Source organism: Streptomyces sp. NPDC093089 (assembly GCF_044754405.1).
Lineage (GTDB): Bacteria > Actinomycetota > Actinomycetes > Streptomycetales > Streptomycetaceae > Streptomyces.
Window position 1 is genome coordinate 337978 of record NZ_JBIVPA010000008.1, and the last position, 25644, is coordinate 363621.

Genomic DNA, 25644 nt, shown 5'->3' on the forward strand with positions numbered 1-25644 from the left:
GGATTCCCGGAGGGACGTCATGGACCCTGTGGCCGCGCTGAACCGGATCGCGTTCCTCCTGGAGCGGTCCCGGGAACCGGGCTACCGGGCGCGGGCCTTCCGCACGGCCGCCGCCGCGCTCGTCGCGCTGCCCGAGGGCGAGGCGGCCCGGCGTGCGGCGAGGGGCGACCTGGAGTCCGTGAAGGGGCTCGGGCCGAAGACCGCGACGGTGGTCCGCGAGGCGCTGGAAGGCCGGGTGCCGGTGTACCTGGACCGGCTGGAGCGGGAGCTGGAGGAGTCCCTGCGGCCCACCGGGTCGGGAGACGGCGGCGAGGCGCTGCGGGCGGCGCTGCGCGGTGACTGCCACCTCCACTCGGACTGGTCCGACGGCGGCGCCACGATCGAGGACATGGGCCGTGCGGCGGCGGCGCTCGGCCACGAGTGGGCGGTCCTCACCGACCACTCGCCCCGGCTGACGGTGGCCCGGGGCCTGTCGCCGGAGCGGCTGCGGGAGCAGCTGGACGTGGTGGCGCGGCTGAACGAGGAGTGGGCGCCGTTCCGGCTGCTGGCCGGGATCGAGTGCGACATCCTGGACGACGGGTCGCTCGACCAGGATCCGGACCTGCTCGCCCGCCTCGACCTGGTCGTCGGTTCGGTCCACTCGAAGCTGCGGATGGATGCCCGCGCGATGACCCGGCGTCTCGAACGGGCGGTGCGCGACCCGCTGATGCACGTCCTGGGGCACTGCACGGGGCGGCTCGTGGCGGGCGGGCAGCTGCGGCCCGAGTCGGTGTTCGACGCGGAGCGGGTGTTCGCCGCGTGCGCCGAGTCGGGCACCGCCGTGGAGATCAACAGCCGCCCCGAGCGGCTCGACCCGCCCCGCCGGCTGCTGCGGCAGGCGGTGGCGGCGGGCGCGTACTTCGCCGTGGACACGGACGCCCACGCGCCCGGTCAGCTGGAGTGGCAGATCCTGGGCTGCGCGCGGGCCGAGGAGTGCGGGGTGCCCGAGGACCGCGTCATCAACACCTGGACGGCGGACCGGCTGTCGGAGTGGACGCGCTGCTGACCGACGGACCGGGGAGGGCCCGTCGGTGGTCGGCCGCACGGCTGACCCGCGTACCGTTGCGGCCCGCCGGTGGTCGGACGCGCCGCCGACCCGCGTACGCGTACGGGCACGGCCACCGGCACGGGCGACGGGCACGGGCCGACGGCCGTCAGGCGCGCTGCCAGACCGTCGTCGCGTTGCAGAACTCGCGGATGCCGTGCCCGGAGAGCTCGCGGCCGTAACCGGAGCGCTTGATGCCGCCGAAGGGGAGCGCGGGGTGCGAGGCGGTCATGCCGTTGACGAAGACGCCGCCCGCCTCCAGGTCGCGGACGAAGAAGGCGACCTCGTCCGGGGAGCGGGTCCACACGTTGGAGCTGAGGCCGAACGGCGAGTCGTTGGCGACGGCCACGGCCTCGTCGATGTCGCGGACGGGGTAGACCGTGGCGACCGGGCCGAAGGCCTCCTCCTGGTGGATGCGCATCTCCGGGGTGATGCCGGTGAGGACGGTGGGCCGGTAGTACCAGCCGTTCCGGAGCGCGGGCTCCTCGGGCCGGTGGCCGCCGCAGAGGGCGGTGGCGCCCCGGGCCACGGCGTCGTCGACGAGCTCCTCCAGGTCGGTGCGGCCCTGCGCGGTGGCGAGGGGTCCGATGTCGGTGGACTCGTCGAGCGGGTCGCCGACGGTGAGGGCGTTCATGGCGGCCGTGAAGCGTTCGGAGAAGTCGTCGTACACGTCCTGGTGGACGATGAAACGCTTGGCGGCGATGCACGACTGGCCGTTGTTCTGCACGCGCGCGGTGACGGCCGTCTTCACGGCGCGGACGATGTCCGCGGAGGGCATGACGATGAACGGGTCGCTGCCGCCGAGCTCCAGGACGGTCTTCTTCACCTCGTCGCCCGCGACGGCGGCGACGGCGCGCCCCGCGGGTTCGCTGCCCGTCAGGGTGGCCGCGACGACCCTGGGGTCCCGCAGGACGCCCTCGACGTCGCGGGAGCCGATGAGGAGGGCCTGGAAGCAGCCTTCGGGGAAGCCGGCGCGGCGGAACAGGTCACCGAGGTAGAGCGCGGTCCTCGGCACGTTGGAGGCGTGCTTGAGGAGCCCTGTGTTGCCCGCCATGAGGGCGGGCGCGGCGAAGCGGACCACCTGCCAGAGCGGGAAGTTCCACGGCATGACGGCGAGGATCGGGCCGATCGGCCGGTAGTGGACGCGGGCCAGGTCGGCGCCGGAGTCCTGGACGTCGCTCTCGGCCGGGTGCTCGTCGGCCAGCAGTTCCTCGGCGTTGGCCGCGTACCAGCGCATGGCCTTGGCGCACTTGCCCGCCTCCGCGCGGGAGGCGGCGATCGGCTTGCCCATCTCCAGCGTCATGGTGCGGGCGATGTCCTCGGTGTCCTCGTCGAGGAGCGTGGCCGCGGCGCGCATGAGCCGGGCCCGCTCGGCGAACGGGGTGGTGCGGTACTGGCGGTAGGCCTCGTGCGCGGCGGCGATCCGCCGCTCGACCTCCTCGGGCCCGTGGGCCTCGTAGGTGCGCAGCGTCTCGCCGGTCGCGGGGTTCACGGTGGCGATGCCCATGACGTGCCTCCTCGTGCCATCGGCCCCCTCTGCAACCATCCGCCATGAACGGCCCCGCGCAACAGGGGCGCGGCCGGTCGGGGGGCGCGATCCGGTCAGGCCGCGTCCACGGCGGGCATCTTCATGAGGACCCGGTGGTGCACCCTTTCGAGTACGAGGACCAGCGTGACCAGGATGGCGTCCAGGACGAGTACGGAGACGAGCGGCGGCAGCCACACCGCGCCGGCGACGGCGCGGGCCGGGCACGCGATCAGCCGGACGCCCCAGGCCTGCCGGGTGGACGTGTAGTACCACCGGGCCTGGGTGATCACGTAGAGGACGGGGCCGCCGAACAGGAGGATGCCGACCTCGGCGCTGCCGTGGCCGGTGGGGTGGCTGATGGCGAGTTCGGCGCCGACGGCCAGGGCGACGAGGCCGGCCGGGGTGGTGTACTGGCCGCTGACCGCGTGGCGGACCGGCGGCAGCGGGTCGGGCGTGGTGGCCACGTGCCGCGCGAGGACGTCCTCGCCGCCTTCGCCGACTAGCACCGCCCCGCGGGCGCCTCGTCACGGCCCCGCCGCAACCCCGGGCCCGGGTACGCGCGCGCCTACCCGGGCCCGGGGGTTCTCACGGCACGGCGGCCGTCCGTGGCGTCAGGCCGACAGGGCCTGGTGCAGGGCTTCGAGGCCGTCGCGGTAGATCCGGGCGAACAGGTCCTCGGTCTCGGCGTCGGTGGCGCCGTCGGGGGTGAAGCGGCCGGACCACTGGACCTCGGCGACGTCGTCCCGCCCGGCGACCGGGTGGACGCGCAGGGTGGAGAGGTAGCCGGTGACGGGGAACGGGGCTTCGAGGATGGCGTAGGTGTAGGAGCGTTCCGTCTCGCTGAAGTGGACGAGGCGCTCGACGATCACGTCGCCGTCGGGGTTCGCCAGGCGGCGGACCCGGCCGCCTTCGAGCGCGGTGCTCTCGGGGATGTACGGCAGCCAGTCGGGGAGGGCGTCGAAGCCGCCGACGAGGTCCCAGACCTTCTGGGGCGAGGCGGGCACGACGCGGCTGACGGAGGTGGAGGCCATGATCGTTTCTCCTGGCGGTGCTGGTGTGTGTGTGGGGGGGGTGCGGGGGGGTGCGGGGGGGTGCGGGGGTGCGGGGAGGGCGCCGGGACGGGGTCAGGCGTTGCTCGGGAGCGGGGCGGCCGGGCTGACCAGGCCGGCCTCGCGCAGGTCCGTCCAGAACGCGGCGGGGACGGTCTCGGCCAGGGCCGCGGTGTCCTCGGCGATGCGGCTGGGCCGGGTGGCGCCGGGGATGACGGCGGCGGCGGCCGGGTGGGCCAGGGAGAACTGCAGGGCGGCGGACTTGATGCCGATGCCGTGCTTCTCGGTCAGCGCCTTGAGCTTCGCGACGCGCTCGACGATCTCGTCCGGCGCCTGCTGGTACTCGAAGTGGGTGCCGCCGGCCAGGATGCCGGAGCTGTAGGGGCCGCCGACGACCATGTCGACGCCCTGCTCCTGGGCCATGGGCAGGAGGCGCTGGAGGGCGTGGCCGTGGTCGAGGAGGGTGTAGCGGCCGGCGAGCAGGAAGCCGTCGGGGCGCGGCTCGTCGAGCGCGAGGGTCAGCTCGATCGGCTCCGTCTTGTTGACGCCGAGGCCCCAGGCCTTGATGACGCCCTCGTCGCGGAGGCGGGACAGGACGCGGAAGGCGCCGGTACGGGCTTCCTCGAACTTCGCCAGCCACTGGTCGCCGTGGAAGTCCTGGGCGATGTCGTGGACCCAGACGATGTCCAGCCGGTCGGTGCCCAGACGCTTGAGGCTGTCCTCGACGGAGCGCTCGGTGGCCTCGGCCGTCCACTCATGGACGATCTTGTTCGGGTTGCCGTGCTCGAACAGGCCGCCCTTCTCGCCCAGGTCGCGGGCGGCGGTCTCGTGCTCGTCGAGGATGACGCGCCCGACCTTGGTCGACAGGACGTAGGAGTCGCGCGGCTTCGCGGACAGCACCTCACCGAGCCGGGTCTCGGCCAGGCCCGCACCGTAGAACGGAGCGGTGTCGAAGAAGCGGATGCCCTGGTCCCACGCCGCCTCGACGGTGGCGCGGGCCTCCTCGTCGGGGATCGCGCGGAACATGTTGCCGAGCGGGGCGGTGCCGAAGCCGAGGCGGCCGGGGAGGATTTCCTTGAGCGACATGACTGTGCCTTTACGGGTGAGGGTGGGCCCACGGGGCGCGACGGCCGCTGCGAACGAGCCGGGGCGCCGGGTGGAAGGGGTGACCCACCGGTTGCGCGTACGCCACACCTGAACTTTTAGGTGCAAGCGCGCCTTACTTCCGTAGACAATAATTGCAGGCGCGGGTAAATGCAAGGGGTTGGTTCCTGGTCGGCGGCCGGGACCGGACCCTGCCCCACCTCGGGCCTTGCCCGTCCCCGCCCGCCCCGGGGCCTTACCGATCCCTGTCCGAGCCCGGGCCCCTCGGCTCAGGTGCGTGCGAGCGTGGCGGAGCCGTACTCCCAGAGCCGGTCGGCCGCCTCGGGGTCGAGGGCGTGGGCGGCGACACCGCCGGGGCGGCCCTCGTCGCCCCGTACGACCCCGGCCTCCTGCTCGTCCTCGAAGTAGCGGCCGGTGACGCCGTGCAGGAGGGGCGAGGCGGCGAGCAGGACGGAGGTCGCGGCCCCCTGGGCGGGGGTCTTGTAGAACGGTGGGGGCGTCAGGTTCCCCTCCTCGTCCATCACCCCGAACGTGCGCAGCGTGGCGTCGTCGAGGTGGCGCTGCAGACCGGTGAGGACGAATCCGGGGTTGAGCGCGTTGGCCGTGATGCCGTCGGCCGCCCGGCGCCGGGCACCGACGGCGAACAGGACGCCCGCCGTCTTGGACTGCCCGTGGGCCACCCAGGGGTCGTACGGCAGCCGGTCGAAGTGCGGGGCCTCGAAGTCGAAGGGCGCGGTCCGGTGGGCGCCCGAGCTGACGATCACGACCCGAGCCGCGCCGGAGGCGCGCAGCGCCGCGTGCAGGCCCGCGGCGAGGGCGAAGCGCCCAGGCGGTTGGTCACCAGCTGCGACTCCAGCCGGCCGGAGTCAGGACGCGGGTGGGCAGGGCCATGGCCCCGGCGTTCGCGACGAGGACGTCGAGCGGTCCGTCCCACGCCCGCGCGAACCCGTCGACCGAGGCCGGGTCGGACAGGTCGAGCGCCACGGCGCGGACCCGGCCCGCGCCCCGGACCCCGCCCCACTACCGGACGAGCGGCTCCGCGGACTCCACGCGCCGCGTGGCGACGGTGACCTCCGCGCCTGCGGCGGCCAGCGCCCGGACGGTCTCGGCCCCGATCCCCGACCCTCCACCGGTGACGACGGCACGCCGACCGGTGAGGTCGACGCCTTCGACCACCACCCGCGCGTCGACGCGACCGGTGAAGGGCGTGGTCAGGAGAGCGGATCCGGAGGCGGGCCGCGGGGAGGCGCCCGAGGAGGCCGCGGCGGCGGATGCGGCGGAGGCAGGTGAGGGGGAAACGGTAGAGGGAGAGGAGGGGAGGACAGGGCAGCGGGTGCGGTCGAGGGCCTTCCGGCCGGGCGGTTCGTCGTCATACCGCCACGCCAGGCCGCGCCGATCGGACGTCCTGTCATCGAAAGTCCCGGTTCCTTGAGCGAGCGTCCGAAGGAGGGGCATGGATCCTCTCGAAGGTGTGCTGACACTCCTGGAGACCCGCGGGCACCTGTCCGCCGGGCTGGCGGCCGGAGGGCGGTGGGCCGTGCGCTTCGGGGCCCCCGACGGCGTCAAGTTCAGCGCGGTCCGGCGCGGCTCCTGCCTCCTGGAGGTCGACGGACTCGACGCGCCGGTCGCCCTGGCGGAGGGCGACTGCCATCTGCTCGCCCACCGGCTGCCCTTCACCCTCCGCAGCGACCCGGAGGCCGTGCCCGTGCCCGCCGCGCCCCTCTTCGCCCGCGCCGAGGACGGCGTCGCCCGGGTGGGTACGGGCGACGCCACGCTCCTCGTCGGGGGCCGGTTCTCCTTCGGTGCCCGGGCCCAGGAACTGCTCCTCGACCGGCTGCCCCCGGTCATTCACGTCCCGGCCGACACCGCGCACGCGGAGACGGTGCGGTGGGCGCTCGCCGCGATCGACCGGGAACTCACGGACCGCCGGATGGCCTTCGGCCTCGTGGCCGAGCAACTCGCCGTCGTCATGCTCGTCCACGTGCTGCGCCTGCACCTCGCACGCGAACCGCACGCCGTCACGGGCTGGCCGGCCGGCCTCGCCGACCCCGTGACGGCCACCGCCCTCGCCGCCCTGCACCGCGACCCGGCCCGCGCCTGGACCGTCGCCGAACTCGCGCACGCCTGCGCGGTCTCCCGCTCCACCCTCGCGGCCCGCTTCAAAGCCACCGTCGGCCAAGGCCCGCTCGAATACCTCACCCGCTGGCGCATCGAACTCGCCGCCCGCCGCCTACGCGGCAGCGGCGACACCCTCGCCTCCATCGCCCACGCCGTCGGCTACGGCTCCGAAGGCGCCCTGAGCGTCGCCTTCGAACGCGTCCTGGGCGTCCCTCCCGGCGACTACCGCAGACATCCCCCGCTGACGTGAGGCCGCGCGGAGTCCCGACCCACCGGTCGGCCTGAGAAGCCGACCAGCGGGGAAGCCGCCCCGCGGACCGGCCCGCAGACCGGCGACCGGCCCACCCGCCCACCGGCCGACGACCCGTCGGCCGGTCGCCGGTCGGCCGGTCCACGGGCCGGCCGGTCCACGGGCCGGCCGGTCCACGGGCCGGCCGGTCGCCGGTCGATCGGCCGGTCAGCCCCGGTCGCCTGGTGGGCAGATCGGCCGTCGGTAGCCCGTCACCGGGCCGGCGAGGCGGTCAGTCGGCAGGTCGGGGGCCGGCTCACCGGCCGGCCCGTCGACCACCCCGTCGGCGGCCCCGTCGATCGCTCCCTCGGTCAACCACTCCAGCGCGCCCGCCAGATGGGCGCGGAAGAGCGGCTCCCGGTACATCTCCGACGCGTGGCCGAGAGCGGTGAAGAAGACGCGGCCGCGGTCGATGTCGCGGCACCAGACGAGCGGGTGGTCGGCGCCGTGGGTGCCGCCCTGGTAGGTGGTCTCGTCGGCGCGGGCGAGGACGCGTACGCGGACTGCGGGATCCGGGGTGGCGCGGGGGTCGGAGGTGAAGTTGTACCACTCGTCCGTCCAGGCCCAGCGGGGCGGGAGGGGCGCGGTGGCCGGGTGGGTGGGGTCGTCGACGAGGACCGCGCCCGGCTGGATCTCCGGATGGCCGGCGAAGCGGGTGCCGAGGAGTTCGCCGTAGAAGGGCCAGTCGGGTTCGGCGTTCGCGGCGGCGTGGACGGCGAGGAGCGAGCCGCCGCCGCGGAGGTACGCCTCGAAGGCGTGGCGGCCCTCGGGAGTCAGGACGTTTCCCGTGGTGGACAGCAGGACGACGACGGCGCACCCGGCGAGCCGCTCCGGGGTGAAGGCGCCGGGATCCCCGGTGACCTCGGCGGGGCGGCCGAGCTCCGCCGCCAGCTCCGCGAGCGCCGCGGCGCCGTCGGGGATCGAGTCGTGGCGGTAGCCGGTGGTGCGGGTGTAGATCAGGACGTCGGCGGTGGGCACGCGGGGACTCCAGCTCCGTACGGGGAGGGCTGCGGGGGAACGAGAGGGCGGGGGAAAGCGCTTTCTATCTCCCTCGGTCACGACCGTAGCCACCGAAAACACCGTGCCGCAAGCCCCACCCTCCCGGCAGACTGCCCGGATGGCGCTGATCGACATCCTCCCGGACCACTCCCCCGCCCGGCAGGCCCTCGCCCACGTGGCGGCACGGTCGAGCGGCGGGGCGCTCGACCCGAGCCTGCGGGTCACGCTCAACTTCCACCCGCACTTCCTCGACCTGCTCGCGGACGACGGGGTCTACCGCTCGCAGTTCGTCACCGGCACCAGCAACGGCGGGCTGACGGCGCACCCCGGCGGCGACCGCCACCGGTGGGAGAGCCGCATCTTCGGCGGTGCGTACGACGAGGCGCCCGCGGATTCCCGCCCGGTCTACGGGGCCCTCGACTTCCGCCGCCGCCCCTATGGTGCCGCTCCCCGCTTCGGCTCGGCCCATCTGCGACTGACGGCGGGCGCCTTGGAACGGGCGACCTTCTGCTATCCGGACAGCTTCCTGGAACCCGCCGACTTCGGCGTCGCGGCCCGGATGCGCCTGGTCGCGCTCGCCGAGGCGGACGATCAGGACCTGCTGGACGACTACGTCGAGGCGCACGTGCACGGCCCGGTGGTGATCGGCAGGGACGTGGAGGCGCTGGTCCTCGACCCGAGCCACCGGGGCACGGAGGTGGAGACGGCCGCCCGGAGGCTGCCCTGTGCCGTCGAGTGGCACGGCGGTTTCCGGGTCTCGGTCGAGGAGTTGCGGCGGCACCCGGACTTCCGCGGGCCGGAGTACGTGGAGCTCGGCGCCCGCATCGCGGTCGACGGGTGGCTCGACGCGAGGATGGTGCAGGAGGCGGCCGGTTCGGGACGGTACGACCCGCAGGACGTGAAGAGGGTCTGGCACTACCTGGCGCGGTTCGGGGCACCGGGCGCGTGAGGTTCCCGTGAGGCCCGCGCGAGGTCCGCGTAAGTGCCCGTGAGTACGCGCTCGGCCCGCGCGAGGCCCCCCGGGCCGCGCGAAGTCCGCGTAAGCCCCCTGAGTACGCGCCCGGTCCGTGCGAGATCCCCGGTCCGCGCGAGGTCCACGTGACATCCGCCTCCGGTTCGGTCCGTTGTCGCATCGGATACGTCTCTGTATCTTTTGGCGCGCCGTGCCCGACCCGCTCGACGAGGAGCCGCCATGAGTACCGTGCCGCCCGCGCTCGCCGCCGCCGTAGGACCGCTGCCCGAGGGGGTGGAACTGCCCCTGCCGCCCACCTTCGACTCCGTCGAGGAGGAGCGCCGGTACCGGAAGGAGCAGCTGGCCGCGGGGTTCCGGATCTTCGGGCGGTTCGGCTTCTCGGAGGGGGTCGCGGGGCACATCACCGTCCGGGACCCGGGTGACCCGAACGCCTTCTGGGTCAACCCGTTCGGGATGAGCTTCGGCCAGATCAAGGCGTCCGACCTGATCCTGGTCGACCACGAGGGCACCGTCCTGGAGGGCCGCAGGCCGGTGAACCGGGCCGCGTTCGTCATCCACTCCCGGGTCCACGCAGCCCGGCCCGACGCGATCGCCGCCGCGCACTCGCACTCCCTGCACGGCAAGGCCTTCTCCAGCCTGGGGATCCCGCTCGACCCGATCACCCAGGACGCCTGCGCCTTCTTCGAGGACCACGGCATCTACGACGACTACCGGGGCGTGGTGAACGAGACCGAGGAGGGCGAGCGGGTCGCCAAGGCGCTCGGCGACCACAAGGCGGTCATCCTCAAGAACCACGGGCTGCTCACGGTGGGCCACTCGGTCGCCGAGGCCGTCTGGTGGTTCGTCACCATGGAGCGCTCCTGCCAGGCGCAGCTCCTCGCGATGGCGGCGGGCACCCCGCAACTCATCGACCGTGAGACCGCCCTGCTCACCCGGGGGCAGGTCGGCGGTCACCTGGCCGGCTGGTTCCAGGCGCGCCCGCTGTGGGATCAGATCACCGCGTCCGACCCGGACCTCTTCGACTGACCGGGCGTCGGCCGGGGGATCTCCCGCGTCGACGCCTCCAGGAGCGGGGCGAGGAACTGGCGTTCCAGGCTGCCCGGCGGCAGCTCGGCCGGCTCCACGTAGCTCTGCGCGAGGCCGCCCTCCCGCAGGGCGATGAGGAGCCGGGCGAACCGGTCGGCGTCCACGGTCAGTTCGCGCCCCGCACGGCGCAGCACGAGGGTGAGGCCGCGGGCGATCTCGGCCCGCAGCCGCTCGTCGTGGCGCGCGAGCACCCAGGCGGCCTGCGGGTCGCGGATGGCGTGCAGGGTGAACTCGGTGGTGACGAGGTACCAGTCCCGCTCGTCGGGTTCGATGCGGGCGGCGAGTTCCGCGAGCCGGTCGAGGGTGTACTCGTCCGCGGTCAGCGCGTCGATCGCGTCGGCCAGCCGCCGTACGGTCCGGTCGCTGTGCTCGTCGAAGAGCGCGAGGAAGAGCTCCTCCTTGCTGGCGAAGTTCGAGTAGTACGCGCCCCGCGTGTAGCCGGCGCGCTCGCAGACCTGCTCGATCGTCGTCGCGTGGAAGCCGTGCTCGGCGAAGGTCTCCAGGGCGGCCTTCAGGAGTGCCGCGCGGGTCAGGGGCCGCCTCCTGGTGACACCTTTCGGCACGGGTGGTTCCTCCTTGGTCCGGGCCGCGGTCCGCGGCGGACGCCCACCCTACCGGCGCCTCCATCCCGGGCGGGGATCAGCACCGGCGGATAAAATTCACGCATGGGAGAGCGGCCCGTCGCGCCCGCGGCGCCTGATTTGGTCCTCGACATCGACGGGGACGCGACGCGCATGAGTCCGAGCCGCGTCTATCGCATCGGGCGCGACCCCACCAGCGATGTCGTGCTGTCGGACGCCCGGGCGTCCTGGCACCACGCGGTGCTCCGCGCCGCGGGCGGCCACTGGATCCTCGCGGACGAGGACAGTACGAACGGCACGTTCGCGGACGGCCTGCGCGTGACCCTTCCCCAGGAGGTCGGCCCCGGGACGGTCGTACGGTTCGGGCATCCGGAGGATGGCCCGCGCGCGGTGCTCTCGGCCGGCGCCCCGGCCCCCGCGCCCCTGCCCCCTCCCCCTCCGCCGCCCGCAGCCCAGGCCCAGGCCCAGGCCCCCGATGCTGCCGCCGCGCGCCCCGTTCCTCCTCCCGAGCCGGTCGTCTCGGCGCCGCTCCCGCCCCTGGCGGAGCCCGGGCCCGCCGTCGCGCCCGAGGTCCTGCCCCCGACGCCCGCACCGGCACCGCCCCCGACGCCGGCACCCGTGCCCCTGTCCGTATCCGGGGCGGGGAACCCGCCGCGGCCCTCGTCCGTGTCGTACCCCGCCGCGACCGGGACGTTCCGGCAGCCGACGTCCGTGCGACCGCTGCCGGCGCACAGCATCCGCATCGGGCGGGCGCCGGACAACGACGTGGTCGTGTCCGACCTGATCGTGTCGCGACGGCACGCGGAGCTGCAGGCGCATCCGGACGGCACGTACTGGATCCACGACCTGGGCAGCCACAACGGCACGTTCCTCAACGGCCGCCGGGTGGTGGACGCGCGGGTGACGCCGGACGACATCGTGGGCGTCGGGCGGTGCGCGTTCTGTCTGATCGGCGGGCAGCTGGTCGAGTTCACGGACACCGGCGAGGTCTCGCTCGACGTCCGGTCGCTCGCCGTCACCGTGGACCACGGGCGCAAGACGCTCCTGGACGAGGTGTCGTTCCCCGTGGGCGAGAAGTCCCTGCTCGCGGTGGTCGGGCCGTCCGGGGCGGGCAAGTCGACGCTGCTCGGCGCGCTCACCGGGCAGCGGCCCGCCGACCGGGGCACGGTGTTCTACGACGGGCGCGACCTGTACCGGGACTACGCCGAGCTGCGCCAGCGGATCGGGCTCGTGCCGCAGGACGACATCCTGCACCTCCAGCTCACCGTCCGCCGGGCCCTGGGATACGCCGCCGAGCTGCGCTTCCCCGAGGACACGGTGCGGGCCGAGCGGCAGGACCGGGTGGACGAGGTGATCCGGGAGCTCGGTCTCGTGGAGCGCGCCGAGCAGCCGATCCACAGTCTCTCCGGCGGCCAGCGCAAGCGGGTGAGCGTCGCCCTCGAACTGCTGACCAAGCCGTCGCTGCTGTTCCTCGACGAACCGACCTCGGGCCTCGACCCGGGCATGGACCGCTCCGTGATGCACATGCTGCGCGGGCTCGCGGACGACGGGCGGACCGTCGTCGTGGTCACCCACAGCGTGCTCAGCCTGGACGTGTGCGACCGGCTGCTCGTCCTGGCGCCCGGCGGCCGGGTCGCCTACTACGGGCCGCCCGCCGACACCCTCGGCTTCTTCGGGTTCGACCAGTGGCCCGAGGCCTTCGAGGCGTTCGAGAACGAGCGGGACCGCGACTGGGCCGGGCAGTACCGGTCGTCGCGCTTCCACCGCCGGTACATCGCCGACGCGACGGCGCGTCCGGACGTCCCCGTACCCACCCCCGTTCCCGCCGAGGGCCCGGGCGCCCCGGCCGCCCCGCCCGGCGCCGAGGCGGACCCGCCGCCGAAGGCACAGAGCTGGGGCTCCCAGCTGCGGACGCTCGTACGCCGGTACTCGGCCGCGCTCGCCGCCGACCGCACCTTCCTCGTCATCATGGTCGCGCTGCCGTTCGTGATGGGGGCGATGGCCCGGGCGTTGTCCGAGGGCAGCCTCAACCCGGAGTCGACGCTCAACGTCCTGCTCATCCTCTGCGTGGGCGCGGTCCTCACCGGCGCGGCGAACGCCGTGCGGGAACTGGTCAAGGAACGCTCGATCTACCGGCGCGAGAGAGCCGTCGGCCTGTCCCGTTCCGCCTATCTCGCCTCGAAGATCGTGGTCCTCGGCCTGATCACGGTCGTGCAGGCCGTGGTCCTGACCCTGGTCGCGCTGATCGGCGTGCCGCTGAACGTGCCCGACGGCAAGGGCGTCCTCATGCCCCCGCTCGTGGAGATCACGCTCGCCGTGGCGCTGCTCGCCTTCACGGCGATGATGCTCGGTCTGCTCGTCTCGGCGGTCGTGCGCAAGGAGGAGGTGACGATGCCGCTGCTCGTCCTCCTCGCGATCGTGCAGGTGGTGTTCTGCGGCGCGCTCCTGACCGTGCGCGGCACGCCCGTCCTGGAGCAGCTGGCCTGGCTGGTGCCGTCGCGGTGGGCGTTCGCCGCCATGGGAGCGACCATCGACATCGGGAAGGTCGCGCCGAGCGAGAAGACCGCCGACCCGCTGATGCAGCACACGGCGGAGGCCTGGCTGTTCGACATGGGCATGCTGGTGGTGCTCTGTCTCGCCCTCGCTCTGGTCGTGTCCCGGCTGCTGCGCCGCCACGAGCCGGTCGTGATGCGGAGGTAGGCCGTGGGCTTTCGCGTAACGGAGACAGGACCGTGAGCTTTCCCCTGACGGAGGCAGGATTGTGGGCTTTCCCGTGACGGAGGCAGGACCGTGAGCGCTCCCCCGACGGAGGCGAAACCGTGAGCTTTCCCGTGCCGGACTACGTGCCGGACTTCCGGCCGACGCACGTCGTGCCGCGCGACGGGCTCGACGCGTGGGAGGCGCCCGACCCGGGGCTCCCCACGTCGCCCCTCGACGCCTTCCTGCCGGTGCGCCTGGAGGAGCGGGCGGGTGACTGGGGGCGGGTGCTGTGCTCCAACGGCTGGACGGCATGGGTCGACGCGCGCCTGCTGGTCAGTGTGCCGGGCGACCCTCCGGCGGCCGGCCGGCCGCTGACCAGGACCGCCGATCCACGACCGCTGATCGCCCGCGCGGAGGACGCGCTCGGCCGGTACCGGCGGGCAGCGGAGGAACTGGGCGCGGGGCGCCTGGACGGCGAGAACTTCCGGCTGCGGACCCGCGGCCTGCGCGTGGGCATGGTCGTCGACGGGGAGTCGGTGTGGCTGTACGACGCGGAGCACGAGCGCTGGGTGTACTGCGACGGGCTCGGCCTGAGTACGTACGCGAGCTCGGCGGCGCCCTCGGCGGCGGCGCAGGAGTCGCACGCCTCGGAACCGCCGCCCCCTGAGCAGCCTCCGGAGCCGCCCGCGGACACGCCCCCGGCGGCCGGGCGCGAGGGCGAGCGGGCCGGCGCCGCTCCGGTCGGGTACGAGCCGACGCAGGTGGTGCCCCAGGTCGACCCGGCGGTGGCGGCCGGGCCGCCGCCGACCCAGGTGGTGCGGCCGCCCGGGACGGCGGGTGAGGGCTGATGGCGGGCGGCGCGCGCAGTGACGCCGGGCTTCCGGCGGGCCGGGCCTCGGGGCTGCTCGGCAAGGAGATCGCGGGCTACCGCGTGGAGGGCGAGATCGGGCGCGGCGGCATGGCCGTCGTGTACCGGGCGCGGGACCTGCGGCTCGACCGGACGGTGGCGCTGAAGCTGCTCGCCCCCGAGCTGGCCCGCAACGACACGTTCCGCAAGCGCTTCGCGCACGAGTCGCGGGTCGCCGCCTCGATCGACCACCCGCACATCGTGCCGGTCTTCGAGGCGGGCGAGACGGAGGGCGTGCTGTACATCGCGATGCGGTACGTGGCCGGGCAGGACCTGGTGGCTCTCCTCGACCGCGAGGGGCCGCTGCCCCCCGTGACCGCCTGCCGGATCGCCCTCCAGGTCGCCTCCGCCCTGGACGCGGCGCACGCGCACGACCTGGTGCACCGGGACGTGAAGCCGGGCAACATCCTGGTGGCCGAGGGCACCGACCGCGACCATCCGGAGCACGTGTACCTCACGGACTTCGGGCTGACGAAGAAGTCGCTGTCGCTGACCGGCTTCACGACGGTCGGCGAGTTCGTCGGCACGCTGGACTACGTGGCGCCGGAGCAGATCTCCGGCAAGCCGGTCGACGGCCGCTGTGACGTGTACAGCCTCGCGTGCGTGGTGTTCGAGACCCTGGTGGGCGCGCCGCCGTTCCGCCGCGAGACCGACTGGGCCGTGCTCTGGGCGCAGCAGTACGATCCGCCGCCGCCGCTCTCCGAGGTGCGCCCCGGGCTGCCCGAGGCGGCGGACGCGGTGTTCGCGAAGGCGCTGGCGAAGACGCCCGAGGAGCGGTACGGGACCTGCCTGGAGTTCGTCGCCGAGCTGCGGGCCGCGCTGACCGCCGGCGCGACGGGTCCCGCGGTGCCGAGCAGCCCCCGGGTCCTCGGCCCGCCTCCGGAGCCGCCCGCGTGGGCGCGGCCGGTGTTCCGGGAGCTGTGAGCGGCGTCGTCACTTCGTCGGGGACGGCGTCGTCACTTCGTCGTCGGAGACCGCCGTCGTCACTTCGTCGGGGGCTGCGTCGTCACTTCGTCGTCGGAGACCGCCGTCGTCACTTCGTCGGGGGCTGCTCGACCTCGCCCTTCCGGTGGACGCGGGAGGCCAGCAGGCCGCCGAGGAAGCCGAAGACCAGGCCCCAGAGGAGGGCGAGGCCGACCGTCTTCCAGATGTCCGGGCGCAGCACGACCTCTCCGCCGAGCGAGTCCAGGTCTCCGATGCCCAGGATCGAGAGGCCGAAGCGGGCTTCGACCAGGGTGAGGGGCATGACGACGAGCATGGTCAGCGCGAAGGCGACGCCCAGGTGCAGGGAGTGCTGCCAGAGCCGGATGCGGGCCGGGGAGCGTACGGCGGCCGCGAAGGCCGCGGCGAGGAGGAGGACGGCGGCGATGGGCAGCAGCCACCAGGCGCGGGCGTCCTGTTCGGCGAGTGCGGAGAGGTCGACGGTCGAGAGGTCGGAGCTGTCGCCGTTGCCGCGCAGGACGGCGTCGAGGACCTGCGGCATGGGCAGGCCGAAGGGGCCCTCGACCTTGCCTTCCCAGGAGCCGCCGATGCCGACGCCGAGGGCGAGCCAGGACACGTTGGGCAGGCCGAGCAGGAGGACGGCGAGGGTCTCCGCGGCGTGGCCCTTCGTCGCGGCGACGACGATCCCGATGACCAGGCCCACGGCCACGTACGCGAGGAGCAGGAGGAGCATCGCGGAGGCCGCGGGCCGGACGGGTTCGTGGTAGCGGACGAGCCGTGGCGGCAGGGGGGTCCTGCGGGAGACGAGGAGGGCGACGGCGAGGACGCCGAGGATCCACAGGAGCCCGTAGAAGAGGGTGGGGCCGAGATCGGTGCGGAAGCCGACGGTGGGGTTCACGGCGTCGAGCAGGTCGCCGAAGAGGTCGGTGAGGGAACCTTCCTCGTCGCCGCCGCCTCCGATGGTGATCCGGAAGTCGTGCCGGGCGAGGGCGGAGAGTCCGGCGAGGGCGATCAGCCACAGGAGTACGGTGCTCGCCGCGCGGAGCAGGAGTTCGCGGGTGCCGGCCACGGCGTGGTGGCGCAGCGGGCGCAGGAAGCAGAAGCCGGTGACCAGGGCGCCCACCAGGGTGACGGTGAGGGGCATGGCGGTCAGTTCGGCCTGGGTGCCGGCGAGGGAGCCGGCGTCGCCGGCGAGTTCGACCTTGCCGCCCGCCGCCATGACGACGACCGCGGCGAGGACGGCGGTGAAGCCGCCGGGCAGGTCCGCGGCGCCCGCGGCCCAGAGGCCGAGCCCGGCGGTGACGGCCATCGCCGCGTAACCGGCGACCACGGCCACCAGGGCCTGGAGCGCGATGCGTGCGCCGAGCCCGGTGGACGCGGCGGGCCGCGTGGAGGTGGGGAGCCGACTGCTCACCCTGACCACGCTAGTACCGGTGGCGGCCGTCCGCTTGCGGACCGGAGGGGACGGGCGCCGTCGGCGGACCGGAGGGGACGGGCCCGTCGGCGGACCGGAGGGCCGGGGGCCGTCGGCGGACCGGAGGGCCGGGTGCCGTGCGGGCGCGGGAGCTGCTCCTTTCGCGGAGGGTGACGCTTCCGCTTGCGTTCAAGCCCCGGTCGGCGCACACAATGGCCCCGGAACGGAAGAAAGGGAAAAAAGTGACTTCCCACCCACCGTCCGGCCCCCCGTCCGGCCCGCCGTCGGTCCCACCCACAGGTCCCCCCTCCGGCCCCCTCTCGGGCCCGAGCACACGCCCCGGGGCCGGCGGACCCCCGCCGCCCCCCGGCCCGCCGCACGGCGGTTCCGGGGGCGGTTCCGGGGGCGGTTCGAGCGGAGGCGGAGCGGGTCCCGGCGGGACCGGTGACGCCGGCTCCGACGGTGGCGGCGGCAAGAGCCCCTGGTGGCGTTCCGTCCCGAAGGTCGCCTCGGTCACCGCGGTCGTCGTCGCGGTCGCCGCGCTCGCGGTCGTCCTCACCAACCGCCCCGACGACAGCGGCAGCCAGGCCGGTTCCGGCGGCGGCGAGGTCTTCCTGCAGAACGCGGCCGCGTCCGGCCCCGACCCCTTCACGCGCTCGACGGCCCGCGCCTCCGACGCCTCCGCGTCGCCGGCCTCGCTGCCGCCCCGTACCGCGTCGACCACGCCCGAGGTGCGGGGCTCGACGCCGGGCCTCTACGGGGGGACGCAGTCGATCTCCAGCTGCAACGTGGAGCAGCAGGTGCGGTACCTCTCCGCCGAGCCCGCCAAGAACGCGGCCTTCGCCTCGGTCGCGGGCATCCAGGCGAACGAGGTCCCCGGCTTCCTGCGCTCCCTGACCCCGCTTCAGCTCCGGGTCGACACCCGGGTGACGAACCACGGCTTCCGGGACGGCTCGGCCACCTCCTACCAGGCGGTGCTGCAGGCCGGTACCGCGGTCATGGTCGACGGCCGCGGGGTGCCCCGGGTGCGCTGCGCCTGCGGCAACCCGCTGACGGACCCGGTGGCGCAGAAGCAGCCGCGCACGACGGGCACGCCCTGGCAGGGGTACAACTCCTCCCAGGTGGTCGTGGTGGCGCCGTCGGTGACCGTCGTGAACGTGTTCATCGTGTACGACCCCGAGGACGACGGCTGGTTCGCGCGTCAGCACGGCGACACGGGCCGGCACGACAAGCCCACGCCGCCGCCTCCCCCGCCGCACACGCTGTCCCCGACGGCCTCGCCGTCCACGTCCAGCTCGTCGCCGTCGGTCTCCCCGTCGTCGCCGCTGCCCTGCGTGACGGTGACGGGCACGCAGACCCCGACGCCGGTCAACGGAGTCACCCCGTCGCCGTGCCCCTCGACGCTTTCCCCGACCCCGACCCCGACCCCGACTCCCACCCCCACACCCACACCCACACCCACACCGACGACGCCGTCGGCGACGCCTTCCGACACGTCGAGTCCCACCGGTAGTTCGCCGTCGGGTGATTCCACGGGCCCTGACTCAGGGCCCGCCACGGACGGGTCGGCCGGCCTGACGAGCCAGTCGGCGGATCAGTCGCCCGGCGGGCCGGGCTCGTCCTCGGCCGCGCAGTCGGCGGCGCCGCTGTCCTCCCTGTCGTCGCTCTCCCCGTCGACCTCCTCGCCGGCTTCGGCCTCCGTGCCCGCGCCGGGTCCGGGAACCGTCGTCTGACCGTGCGGTCGGCCGGGTCCGTCAGGCCGCGTCCCCGGCCTGCGGGCCGGGGCCGCACGGCCGGCGGCCGCCTTCCGGGATGACGAGGGACCCCGCAGCCCGGCCCCGTACCTCCGCCCCGGCACCGTCCGGCGCGGAGGTACGCGCGTTCCGGCGCAGGACGCGGGCCTCGCCCGGGAGCAGGGCCGGGCCGGGAACCGTCAGCACCGGGCAGGCAGCACGGTCGAGGACCGCCCGCAGGACCGGACGACGGCGCAGCCGGGACAGCCGGCCGCGGCGCGGCGCGGTGCCGACGACCAGCAGATCGCGGGGGCGGCCGGCCAGCGCGCGGAGCACGTCGGCCGGGGCGCCCCTGACGGCCCGGCCGTCGAAGGCCACGTCCGCGGGGACGTGCCCGAGGCCGTCGAGGACGGCGTCCTCCAGTCGCCGCCGGGCGTCCTCCGCCCACAGGCGCGCCCACGCGCGGTCGGGCATCCGGGCGTGCAGCGCCTCGCCCTCCGGGGGCTCCCAGGCGAGCACGGCGAGCAGCGGTACGCCGTCGCGCCGGGCGACGGCGGTCGCGTGCCGGAGGGCGGCGAGCGAGGCGAGCGAACCGCTGACGCCGACGACGACCCGGCCGCCCGCCCGGGGGAACGCGTCGCCCGCCCGGGGGAACGCGTCGGCGGGCCCGCCGGGCGACCCTCCGGTCACGCCTGTTCGCAGGCGGCGGGTGGAACGGCGGGGCGCCGGACGGCGATGCGCGCCGCCTCGGCGCGTCCCGCCGCGCCGCGCGCCACGGAGGTGCGCAGGCTCCGGAGCCAGGCCCCGACGGGCAGGGGCCGGGTCGCCCGCTCCTCCGCTCGCAGCTGCCACATCCGCTCGTCGCGGTCGGTGAAGTGTCCGGACATCGGTCGTCTCCTTCCCTCGATGACGTGACCACCAGGCCACTGGACAGGAGTCTGTACTCTTATTGGCCTGGACAGCAGAGCCAATAAGGAGTGATTGGCATGGCAGTGGCACGCGTGGTCCACACAGTGGACCGGACCCTGACGGGCCGCCAGCTCGCGTCGCTCCTCACCCCGCCGCCCGAGGGCCGGTTCGGGTACCGGGAGCTCGCGCGGGCCGTGCGCGAAGCGCTCCTCGACGGGCGGGTCGCGCTCCGCCTGCGGCTGCCGGCCGAGCGGGAGCTCGCGACGGTGCTCCAGGTGAGCCGGACGACCGTGACGGGGGCGTACGACCTGCTCCGGGAGAGCGGGTACGCGCACAGCCGCCGGGGGGCGGGCACCTGGACCGCGATGCCCGACGGGCAGGCGCCGACGGCCCTCGGCGCCTTCCACGACGAGACCGGCTCGACCATCGACCTGGCCCTCGCCGCGCCGCAGGCCCCCGCGGAGGAACTGGCCGCCGCGCTGGCGGCCGCCGCCCTCGAACTGCCCCGCTACGCCGGCTCCCAGGGCTACCACCCGTACGGGCTGCCCGCCCTGCGTGCGGCCGTCGCCCGGCGCTACACGGCCCGCGGCCTGCCGACCCGCCCCGAGCAGATCCTCGTCACCACGGGCGCGCAGCAGGCGCTGTCGCTGGTCCTCACGCTCCTCGGCCGGGCCGGCGACCGGGTGCTGGCCGAGAACCCCTCGTACACGAACGCCCTCGACGCCATGCGGGGCCGCATGCTCCGGGTGACCCCGGTACCGGTGACCGAGAACGGCTGGGACACCGGGCTCGTCGACGCGGCGCTCCGGCAGACCGCGCCGCGCCTGGCCTATCTGATCCCCGACTTCCACAACCCGACCGGCCACCTCATGCCGCAGGAGCAGCGCCGGGAGCTGGCACGGGCCGCGCGGGCCACCGGGACCTGGCTCGTGGTGGACGAGACGCTCACCGACATGGCCCTGGACGTGCCCGCCCCGGCGCCGTTCGCCGCGACGGCCGGAGGGGGCGACGGGGAGCAGATCGTCTCCGTCGGCTCGCTCAGCAAGAGCTGCTGGGGCGGGCTGCGGGTCGGCTGGGTGCGGGCCTCGGCCCGGGTCGTGACCGAGCTGGCCCGGGTCAGGATCACCGCCGACCTGTCCGGCTCCGTCCTGGACCAGCTGGTGGCCGTCTCCCTCATCGACCGCCTCGACGTGATCCTCCCGCAGCGCGTCGAGGAGCTGCGGCGGCGGCGCTCCGCGCTGAGCGCGGCGCTCGCCCGGCACGTTCCGGAGTGGCGCTGGACGGTGCCGCCCGGCGGCATGTGCCTGTGGATCGACCTGGGCCGCCCGGTCTCCTCCTCACTCGCCGCCCGGGCCCTGCGGCACGGCGTCCGGGTGGAGGGCGGCGCGCGGTTCGGCGTCGACCCCGGCACGCACGAGCACCGGCTGCGCATCCCGTACACGCTCCCGGAGGACGTGTACGAACCGGCGGCCGAACGGCTCGCGGCCGCCCTCGACGGGGCGCCGGGCGGCTTCGTCGACCCGGCCCTGCCGGACTGGGTCGCCTGAGCCGGCGGCGCGCCTTATTCGGGTGCCCGCCGGGTCGGGTCCGTGTACGGTCCACCGAGTGGAACCACTGACCGACAAAGAGATCCGCGCGTCCTTCGTGAACTGCACCAAGGGCGAGGCGGCCCGCCTCAAGCTGCCGCTCGACTTCGCCGAACTCCCCTGGGAGGACCTGGACTTCCTCGGGTGGGTGGACCCGGGCGCGCCGCTCCGCGCGCATCTGGTGCTCCCCCGCGAGGACGGCCCGCTCGGCGTGACCCTGCGGGTGCCCGCGACCGGGCGGACCAGCGCCGTGAAGTCGAGCATGTGCCAGGTCTGCCTGACGGGGCACGCGTCGTCGGGCGTCACGCTCCTGGTGGCGCCGCTGGCCGGGAGCCGCGGCCGCGAGGGGAACACGGTCGGCATCTACCTCTGTGCCGACCTGGCCTGTTCGCTGTACGTCCGGGGCCGGCGGCAGCCGAAGCTGCGCGGCCGGCGCCACGAGGAGTCCCTCACCGTCGACGAGCAGGTCGCCCGTCTGACGGGCAACCTGGACGCGTTCGTCGACCGGGTGACGGCCGGCTGACCGCCGCCGGACGGAGGAAGGTCAGCGGGCGGCGGAAGGTCAGCGGAAGGCCTGCTCGCCGGTGAGCGCCTTGCCGATGACCAGGGAGTGGACCTCGCTCGTGCCCTCGTAGGTGAGCACCGACTCCAGGTTGTTGGCGTGGCGCAGCACCGGGTACTCCAGGGTGATGCCGTTGGCGCCCAGGATCGTGCGGCACTCGCGGGCGATGGCGATGGCCTCGCGGACGTTGTTGAGCTTGCCGACGCTGACCTGCTCGGCGGTGAGCGCGCCCGCGTCCTTGAGCCGGCCCAGGTGGAGGGCGAGCAGCATGCCCTTGCCGAGTTCGACGGACATGTCGGCGAGCTTCTGCTGCGTGAGCTGGTACGAGGCGAGGGAACGGGCGAAGACGACCCGGTCGCGGGCGTAGGAGATCGCGGTCTCCAGGCAGTCGCGGGCGGCGCCGAGCGCGCCGAAGACGATGCCGAAGCGGGCCTCGTTGAGGCAGCCGAGCGGACCGGAGAGGCCGCGGGCCTCCGGCAGCATCGCGTCGGCGGGCAGGCGCACGTCCTCGAAGACGAGTTCGCTGGTGACGCTCGCGCGCAGGGAGAGCTTCATCTTGATCTCGGGGGCGCTGAAGCCGGGGGTGCCGGCCGGGACGAGGAAGCCCCGGACGCCGTCCTCGGTGCGGGCCCAGACGACGGCGACGTCGGCGACGGAGCCGTTGGTGATCCACATCTTGGTGCCGTTGAGGACCCAGTCGGAGCCGTCCCGCTTGGCGTTGGTCCGCATGGCGCCCGGGTCGGAGCCCGCGTCGGGCTCGGTGAGGCCGAAGCAGCCGATGTACTCGCCGGCCGCCATCTTCGGCAGCCACCGCTGCTTCTGGTCCTCGGAGCCGTACTTCCAGATGGCGTACATGGCGAGGGAGCCCTGGACGGAGACGAGGGAGCGGAGGCCGGAGTCGACGGCCTCCAGTTCCAGGCAGGCGAGGCCGTACGCCACGGAGTTGGTGCCCGCGCAGCCGTAGCCCTCCAGGTGCATGCCGAGCACGCCGGTGGCGCCGAGGGTGCGGGCGAGCTCGCGGGCCGGGATCTCGCCCTTCTCGAACCAGCCGGCGACGTGCGGCCGCAGTTCGCGGTCGGCGACGGCGCGGACGGTGTTCCGGATCTCGCGCTCCTCGTCGGTCAGCAGTCCGTCGACGGCGAGCAGGTCGAAGGGGTGGACGGGGGTGGACGGCGACTTCACGGACGGCCTCCTGGCGACTGTGGCAACTCGGCGAGCCGAAGCGTAGCGCCCGATCGGATATTGGATCCAGTATTGAGAATCCCGTATCCGGCCCGTACGGTCCCGATTGGATCCAATCTCCGGATCGACATCGCGTCACCAGTGAGAGCGAGGGAACGCCGCATGCGCGCAGACCAGCCGGGCACCCCGGGGACGACGGAGGGCGGCGCCCTGTCCGGGATCGTCGTCGCCGACTTCGGCCGCGTGCTCGCCGGGCCGTACATGACGATGCTCCTCGCCGACCTGGGCGCGGACGTGATCAAGATCGAGCGGCCGGGCTCCGGCGACGACACGCGCGCGTGGGGGCCGCCGTTCGCCGCCGGCGAGGCCACCTACTTCCTCGGGGTGAACCGGAACAAGCGCTCCGTCTCCCTCGACCTGGCCGACCCCGAGGACCTCGCGGCGGCCCGCGCGATCGTGGACGGGGCGGACGTCCTGGTGGAGAACTTCCGCCCCGGCACGATGGAGCGGCTGGGCCTCGGATACGAGGACGTACGCAAGTCCAACCCCGGGCTCGTGTACTGCTCCGTGACCGGCTTCGGCACCGCCGAGGGGGCCCGGCTCCCCGGCTACGACCTGCTCGTGCAGGCCATGGGCGGCCTCATGAGCGTGACCGGCGAACCGGGCGGCCCCGGCACCAAGGCGGGCGTCGCCCTCGTCGACGTCATCACCGGCCTCCACGCGGGCCTCGGCGTCCTCGCCGCCCTCCGCCACCGGGACCTCACCGGCCAGGGGCAGCGCGTCGAGGTCTCCCTCCTCACCTCCCTCCTGTCCGCGCTCACCAACCAGGCCGCCGCCCACCTCGGGGCCGGCGTCGTGCCGCGCGCGATGGGCAACCGGCACCCGAGCATCGCCCCGTACGAGGTCTTCGAGGCCCGGGACCGGCCGCTGGTCCTCGCCGTCGGCAACGACCGGCAGTTCCGGAACCTCTGCGACCGGATCGGCCGGCCGGAGCTCGCCGACGACCCCCGGTTCGCCACCAACACGGCCCGGGTCGCCCACCGCGAGGACCTGGTCACGGCCCTGGCCGCGCCGCTCGCCACCCGTACCGCCGACGACTGGTTCGAGGAACTCGCCGCGGCCGGCGTGCCCTGCGGCCCCATCAACGACCTCGCCGCCGCCTTCGACCTCGCCGACCGCCTGGGGCTCGCCCCGCGGGTGCCCGAGGCCGCGGCCGGCCCCGGGCAGGTCGTCAACCCCATCCGGCTCGACGCCACCCCGCCGTCCTACCGCGCCGCTCCCCCACGCCTCGGCGAGCACACCGACGACCTGCTCGCCACGCTGGGACGACCCGCGCGCACGCCCTGATCCGTAGGAAGATGGGCGCCACCGGCGGCGGGCACCGCCGGTGGCGACACGAAGGAACGGAAGGTCACAGGCGATGAGCAGCGCGGTGCAGAAACGGCGGCCGCAGACCGCCCAGCAGTTCGTCCTGGAGGAACTGCGGCGCGCCATCACCACCGGAGAGCTCAGGCCGGGCGACCAGATCGTCCAGGACGCCCTCGCGGCCCGCTTCGAGGTGAGCCGCGTCCCCCTGCGCGAAGCCCTGAAGGCCCTGGAGGCCGAGGGCCTCGTCGTCCACCACATACACCGGGGCTACTTCGTCGCCGAACTCTCCCTCTCCGACCTGGAGGAGATCTACCGGATCCGCGAACTCCTGGAGACGGAGGCGGTACGCAGCGCCGCGCGCCGCATGCCCGACGGCACCCTCGCCGCGCTCGAACACGCCCAGGAGGAGGTGGAACGCGCCGCCGACGCCGGCGACGTCCCCGGCATGGCCGCGGCCAACCGCCGCTTCCACTTCACCCTCATCGAGGCCTCCGGCATGCCCCGCCTCGTCCGCCTCGTCACCACCCTCTGGGACTCCACCGACGCCTACCGCTCCCTCTACTACACCGACACCCCGCACCGCGAACAGGCCGTCCACGAGCACCGCGCCGTCCTCACCGCCCTCCACCGGGGCGACATCGACACCGTCGTCCACCACCTCGACACCCACCGCGCCCACGCGGTCGCGGCACTCCGCGAGGTCCTGGACACGCCCCGGGAGCCGGGGCAAGGCTGAGTCGTGTCACGGGGGACGCGGTTCGCTCGGTGCGTTCACCCGGTGCGGCGGTTCACTCGGTGGGCGCGTCCGTTCCTTCGCCGCGCGAGCGCCGCGTCGCCCCGGCCGCGACGAGGAGCGCCGCCACGACCGCCACCGCCCACGGCGCACCGCCCCCGGTGTGCCGCGGTCGGACCTCGTGGGCGCACGCGCCGTCATGGGCGTGCTCACCACCGCGTGCGTGCTCACCACCGTCGAGCCGCTCGGTGCCACGGGGGCCTTCGCCGCCACGGGCGCCCCCGGGCGCCTTCGGCCCGGCCCCCGGCGGGCGCGGGTGCGGGATCACCGCGGGGCCGGCCGGTAGCGGGCGCGGGGCTCGGGAGCGGGTTCGGCGCTCCATGAGGCCCAGGTCGCCGTGGGCGTCGACGTGGGCGGCCAATTCGGCGCGGAGGGCGAGGAGGCGCTCCGCCGTCTCGCCGAAGGCGGCCCGCCGCAGGTCGGCCTCGGCCCGCGCCTCGCGTTCGGCGTCCGTCAGGGCGGCCAGGTGTTCCGCGTGGAGCTCCCGGTTCTCGGCCCGGGCGCGTGCCGCGGCCTCGCGGTTCAGCCGCCGCAGGTCGGCCAGTTCGAAGGGGCGCCGCCCGGCGAGGAGGCGCCGGGGGGCGGCCACCGACTCGACGGGCCGTCGCCGATCGGCGCGTATCCCCGCCGGGTCGGTGGACGGGTGTGCGGTGGTGCTGACGGTCACGGCGGCTCTTCGGGAGGCGGGACGACGGGAAGCCTTATTCTCGCGAGCCGCGAGGGCGAGTACAGGCCAT

22 protein-coding genes and 2 pseudogenes are annotated in these 25644 nt (G+C 74.6%); 12 read left to right on the top strand and 12 right to left on the bottom strand.

Annotated elements, in window-relative coordinates:
- Positions 1-19 precede the first annotated feature (19 nt).
- Positions 20-1045 (top strand): PHP domain-containing protein, encoded by a 1026-nt coding sequence (locus tag ACIQFX_RS21010; RefSeq protein ID WP_402465369.1) that lies wholly within the window; start codon positions 20-22, stop codon positions 1043-1045.
- A 148-nt stretch (positions 1046-1193) separates the two neighbouring features.
- On the opposite strand, the gene ACIQFX_RS21015 is transcribed toward ACIQFX_RS21010, so the two are convergent.
- From ACIQFX_RS21015 to ACIQFX_RS21035, 5 genes and pseudogenes are all read right to left on the bottom strand, one after another.
- Complete coding sequence (locus ACIQFX_RS21015; RefSeq protein WP_402465371.1) at positions 1194-2591, bottom strand: NADP-dependent succinic semialdehyde dehydrogenase; 1398 nt, start codon at positions 2589-2591, stop codon at positions 1194-1196.
- Between the two features lie 95 nt (positions 2592-2686).
- Positions 2687-3118 (bottom strand): low temperature requirement protein A, encoded by a 432-nt coding sequence (locus tag ACIQFX_RS21020; RefSeq protein ID WP_402465374.1) that lies wholly within the window; start codon positions 3116-3118, stop codon positions 2687-2689.
- A 105-nt stretch (positions 3119-3223) separates the two neighbouring features.
- On the bottom strand, positions 3224-3643 hold the full coding sequence (locus ACIQFX_RS21025; RefSeq protein ID WP_402465377.1) for an SRPBCC family protein: 420 nt from the start codon (positions 3641-3643) through the stop codon (positions 3224-3226).
- A gap of 93 nt (positions 3644-3736) precedes the next feature.
- On the bottom strand, positions 3737-4747 hold the full coding sequence (locus ACIQFX_RS21030) for an aldo/keto reductase (RefSeq protein ID WP_402465379.1): 1011 nt from the start codon (positions 4745-4747) through the stop codon (positions 3737-3739).
- Positions 4748-5034: 287 nt separating this feature from the next.
- Positions 5035-5944: pseudogene (locus ACIQFX_RS21035) on the bottom strand (SDR family NAD(P)-dependent oxidoreductase).
- Between the two features lie 274 nt (positions 5945-6218).
- Here ACIQFX_RS21035 and ACIQFX_RS21040 point away from each other — a divergent pair.
- On the top strand, positions 6219-7133 hold the full coding sequence (locus ACIQFX_RS21040; RefSeq protein WP_402465382.1) for an AraC family transcriptional regulator: 915 nt from the start codon (positions 6219-6221) through the stop codon (positions 7131-7133).
- Between the two features lie 345 nt (positions 7134-7478).
- Here the strand turns inward: ACIQFX_RS21040 and ACIQFX_RS21045 are convergent.
- A pseudogene (locus ACIQFX_RS21045) lies at positions 7479-8150 on the bottom strand (ThuA domain-containing protein); the annotation flags it as partial.
- Between the two features lie 139 nt (positions 8151-8289).
- On the opposite strand from ACIQFX_RS21045, the gene ACIQFX_RS21050 reads away from it, so the two are divergent.
- Both ACIQFX_RS21050 and ACIQFX_RS21055 read left to right on the top strand, forming a co-directional pair.
- Positions 8290-9120 carry a DUF3626 domain-containing protein gene (locus ACIQFX_RS21050; RefSeq protein ID WP_402465385.1) on the top strand — a complete coding sequence of 277 codons (831 nt, stop codon included), beginning with the start codon at positions 8290-8292 and terminating at the stop codon, positions 9118-9120.
- A 243-nt stretch (positions 9121-9363) separates the two neighbouring features.
- Positions 9364-10170, top strand: a complete 807-nt coding sequence (locus tag ACIQFX_RS21055; protein WP_402465388.1) for a class II aldolase/adducin family protein — start codon at positions 9364-9366, stop codon at positions 10168-10170.
- On the opposite strand, the gene ACIQFX_RS21060 is transcribed toward ACIQFX_RS21055, so the two are convergent.
- Entirely contained in the window at positions 10134-10793 is a 660-nt protein-coding gene (locus ACIQFX_RS21060) for a TetR/AcrR family transcriptional regulator (RefSeq protein ID WP_402465391.1), read from the bottom strand. The genes ACIQFX_RS21055 and ACIQFX_RS21060 overlap by 37 nt on opposite strands.
- Before the next feature lie 102 nt (positions 10794-10895).
- On the opposite strand from ACIQFX_RS21060, the gene ACIQFX_RS21065 reads away from it, so the two are divergent.
- The 3 genes from ACIQFX_RS21065 (at position 10896) to ACIQFX_RS21075 (ending at position 15342) form a co-directional block, all read left to right on the top strand.
- Positions 10896-13511, top strand: coding sequence for an FHA domain-containing protein (locus ACIQFX_RS21065; protein ID WP_402465393.1), 2616 nt, complete (start codon positions 10896-10898; stop codon positions 13509-13511).
- A 119-nt stretch (positions 13512-13630) separates the two neighbouring features.
- Entirely contained in the window at positions 13631-14359 is a 729-nt protein-coding gene (locus ACIQFX_RS21070; protein ID WP_402465395.1) for a hypothetical protein, read from the top strand.
- The gene (locus tag ACIQFX_RS21075; protein WP_402465397.1) at positions 14359-15342 is read left to right on the top strand and encodes a serine/threonine-protein kinase; all 984 of its coding nucleotides are present in this window, start codon (positions 14359-14361) and stop codon (positions 15340-15342) included. The genes ACIQFX_RS21070 and ACIQFX_RS21075 overlap by 1 nt, the downstream gene beginning before the upstream one ends.
- A 109-nt stretch (positions 15343-15451) precedes the next feature.
- Here ACIQFX_RS21075 and ACIQFX_RS21080 read toward each other — a convergent pair whose 3' ends face one another.
- Positions 15452-16783, bottom strand: a complete 1332-nt coding sequence (locus ACIQFX_RS21080) for a streptophobe family protein (protein WP_402465400.1) — start codon at positions 16781-16783, stop codon at positions 15452-15454.
- 233 nt (positions 16784-17016) lie between these two features.
- Here ACIQFX_RS21080 and ACIQFX_RS21085 point away from each other — a divergent pair, with 233 nt between their 5' ends.
- Entirely contained in the window at positions 17017-18507 is a 1491-nt protein-coding gene (locus ACIQFX_RS21085) for a DUF6777 domain-containing protein (RefSeq protein WP_402465402.1), read from the top strand.
- A gap of 21 nt (positions 18508-18528) precedes the next feature.
- Here the strand turns inward: ACIQFX_RS21085 and ACIQFX_RS21090 are convergent, their stop codons facing one another.
- Both ACIQFX_RS21090 and ACIQFX_RS21095 read right to left on the bottom strand, forming a co-directional pair.
- On the bottom strand, positions 18529-19197 hold the full coding sequence (locus ACIQFX_RS21090) for a universal stress protein (RefSeq protein WP_402465405.1): 669 nt from the start codon (positions 19195-19197) through the stop codon (positions 18529-18531).
- A complete protein-coding gene (locus tag ACIQFX_RS21095) occupies positions 19194-19394 on the bottom strand; it encodes a hypothetical protein (protein WP_402465408.1) in 201 nt (66 codons plus the stop codon). Before ACIQFX_RS21095 ends, ACIQFX_RS21090 begins: the two co-directional genes overlap by 4 nt.
- A gap of 99 nt (positions 19395-19493) precedes the next feature.
- On the opposite strand from ACIQFX_RS21095, the gene ACIQFX_RS21100 reads away from it, so the two are divergent.
- Both ACIQFX_RS21100 and ACIQFX_RS21105 read left to right on the top strand, forming a co-directional pair.
- Positions 19494-20963, top strand: coding sequence for a PLP-dependent aminotransferase family protein (locus ACIQFX_RS21100; RefSeq protein WP_402465411.1), 1470 nt, complete (start codon positions 19494-19496; stop codon positions 20961-20963).
- 58 nt (positions 20964-21021) lie between these two features.
- The gene (locus ACIQFX_RS21105) at positions 21022-21525 is read left to right on the top strand and encodes an FBP domain-containing protein (RefSeq protein ID WP_376489339.1); all 504 of its coding nucleotides are present in this window, start codon (positions 21022-21024) and stop codon (positions 21523-21525) included.
- Positions 21526-21564: 39 nt separating this feature from the next.
- Here the strand turns inward: ACIQFX_RS21105 and ACIQFX_RS21110 are convergent, their stop codons facing one another.
- Positions 21565-22746, bottom strand: coding sequence for an acyl-CoA dehydrogenase family protein (locus ACIQFX_RS21110; RefSeq protein WP_402465413.1), 1182 nt, complete (start codon positions 22744-22746; stop codon positions 21565-21567).
- 162 nt (positions 22747-22908) lie between these two features.
- On the opposite strand from ACIQFX_RS21110, the gene ACIQFX_RS21115 reads away from it, so the two are divergent.
- Both ACIQFX_RS21115 and ACIQFX_RS21120 read left to right on the top strand, forming a co-directional pair.
- Entirely contained in the window at positions 22909-24093 is a 1185-nt protein-coding gene (locus tag ACIQFX_RS21115) for a CaiB/BaiF CoA transferase family protein (RefSeq protein ID WP_402465416.1), read from the top strand.
- A gap of 73 nt (positions 24094-24166) precedes the next feature.
- A complete protein-coding gene (locus ACIQFX_RS21120; protein WP_402465419.1) occupies positions 24167-24850 on the top strand; it encodes a GntR family transcriptional regulator in 684 nt (227 codons plus the stop codon).
- Between the two features lie 52 nt (positions 24851-24902).
- On the opposite strand, the gene ACIQFX_RS21125 is transcribed toward ACIQFX_RS21120, so the two are convergent.
- Positions 24903-25574: a hypothetical protein gene (locus ACIQFX_RS21125; RefSeq protein WP_402465422.1), complete on the bottom strand. Its 672-nt coding sequence runs from the start codon at positions 25572-25574 to the stop codon at positions 24903-24905.
- Positions 25575-25644 lie beyond the last annotated feature (70 nt).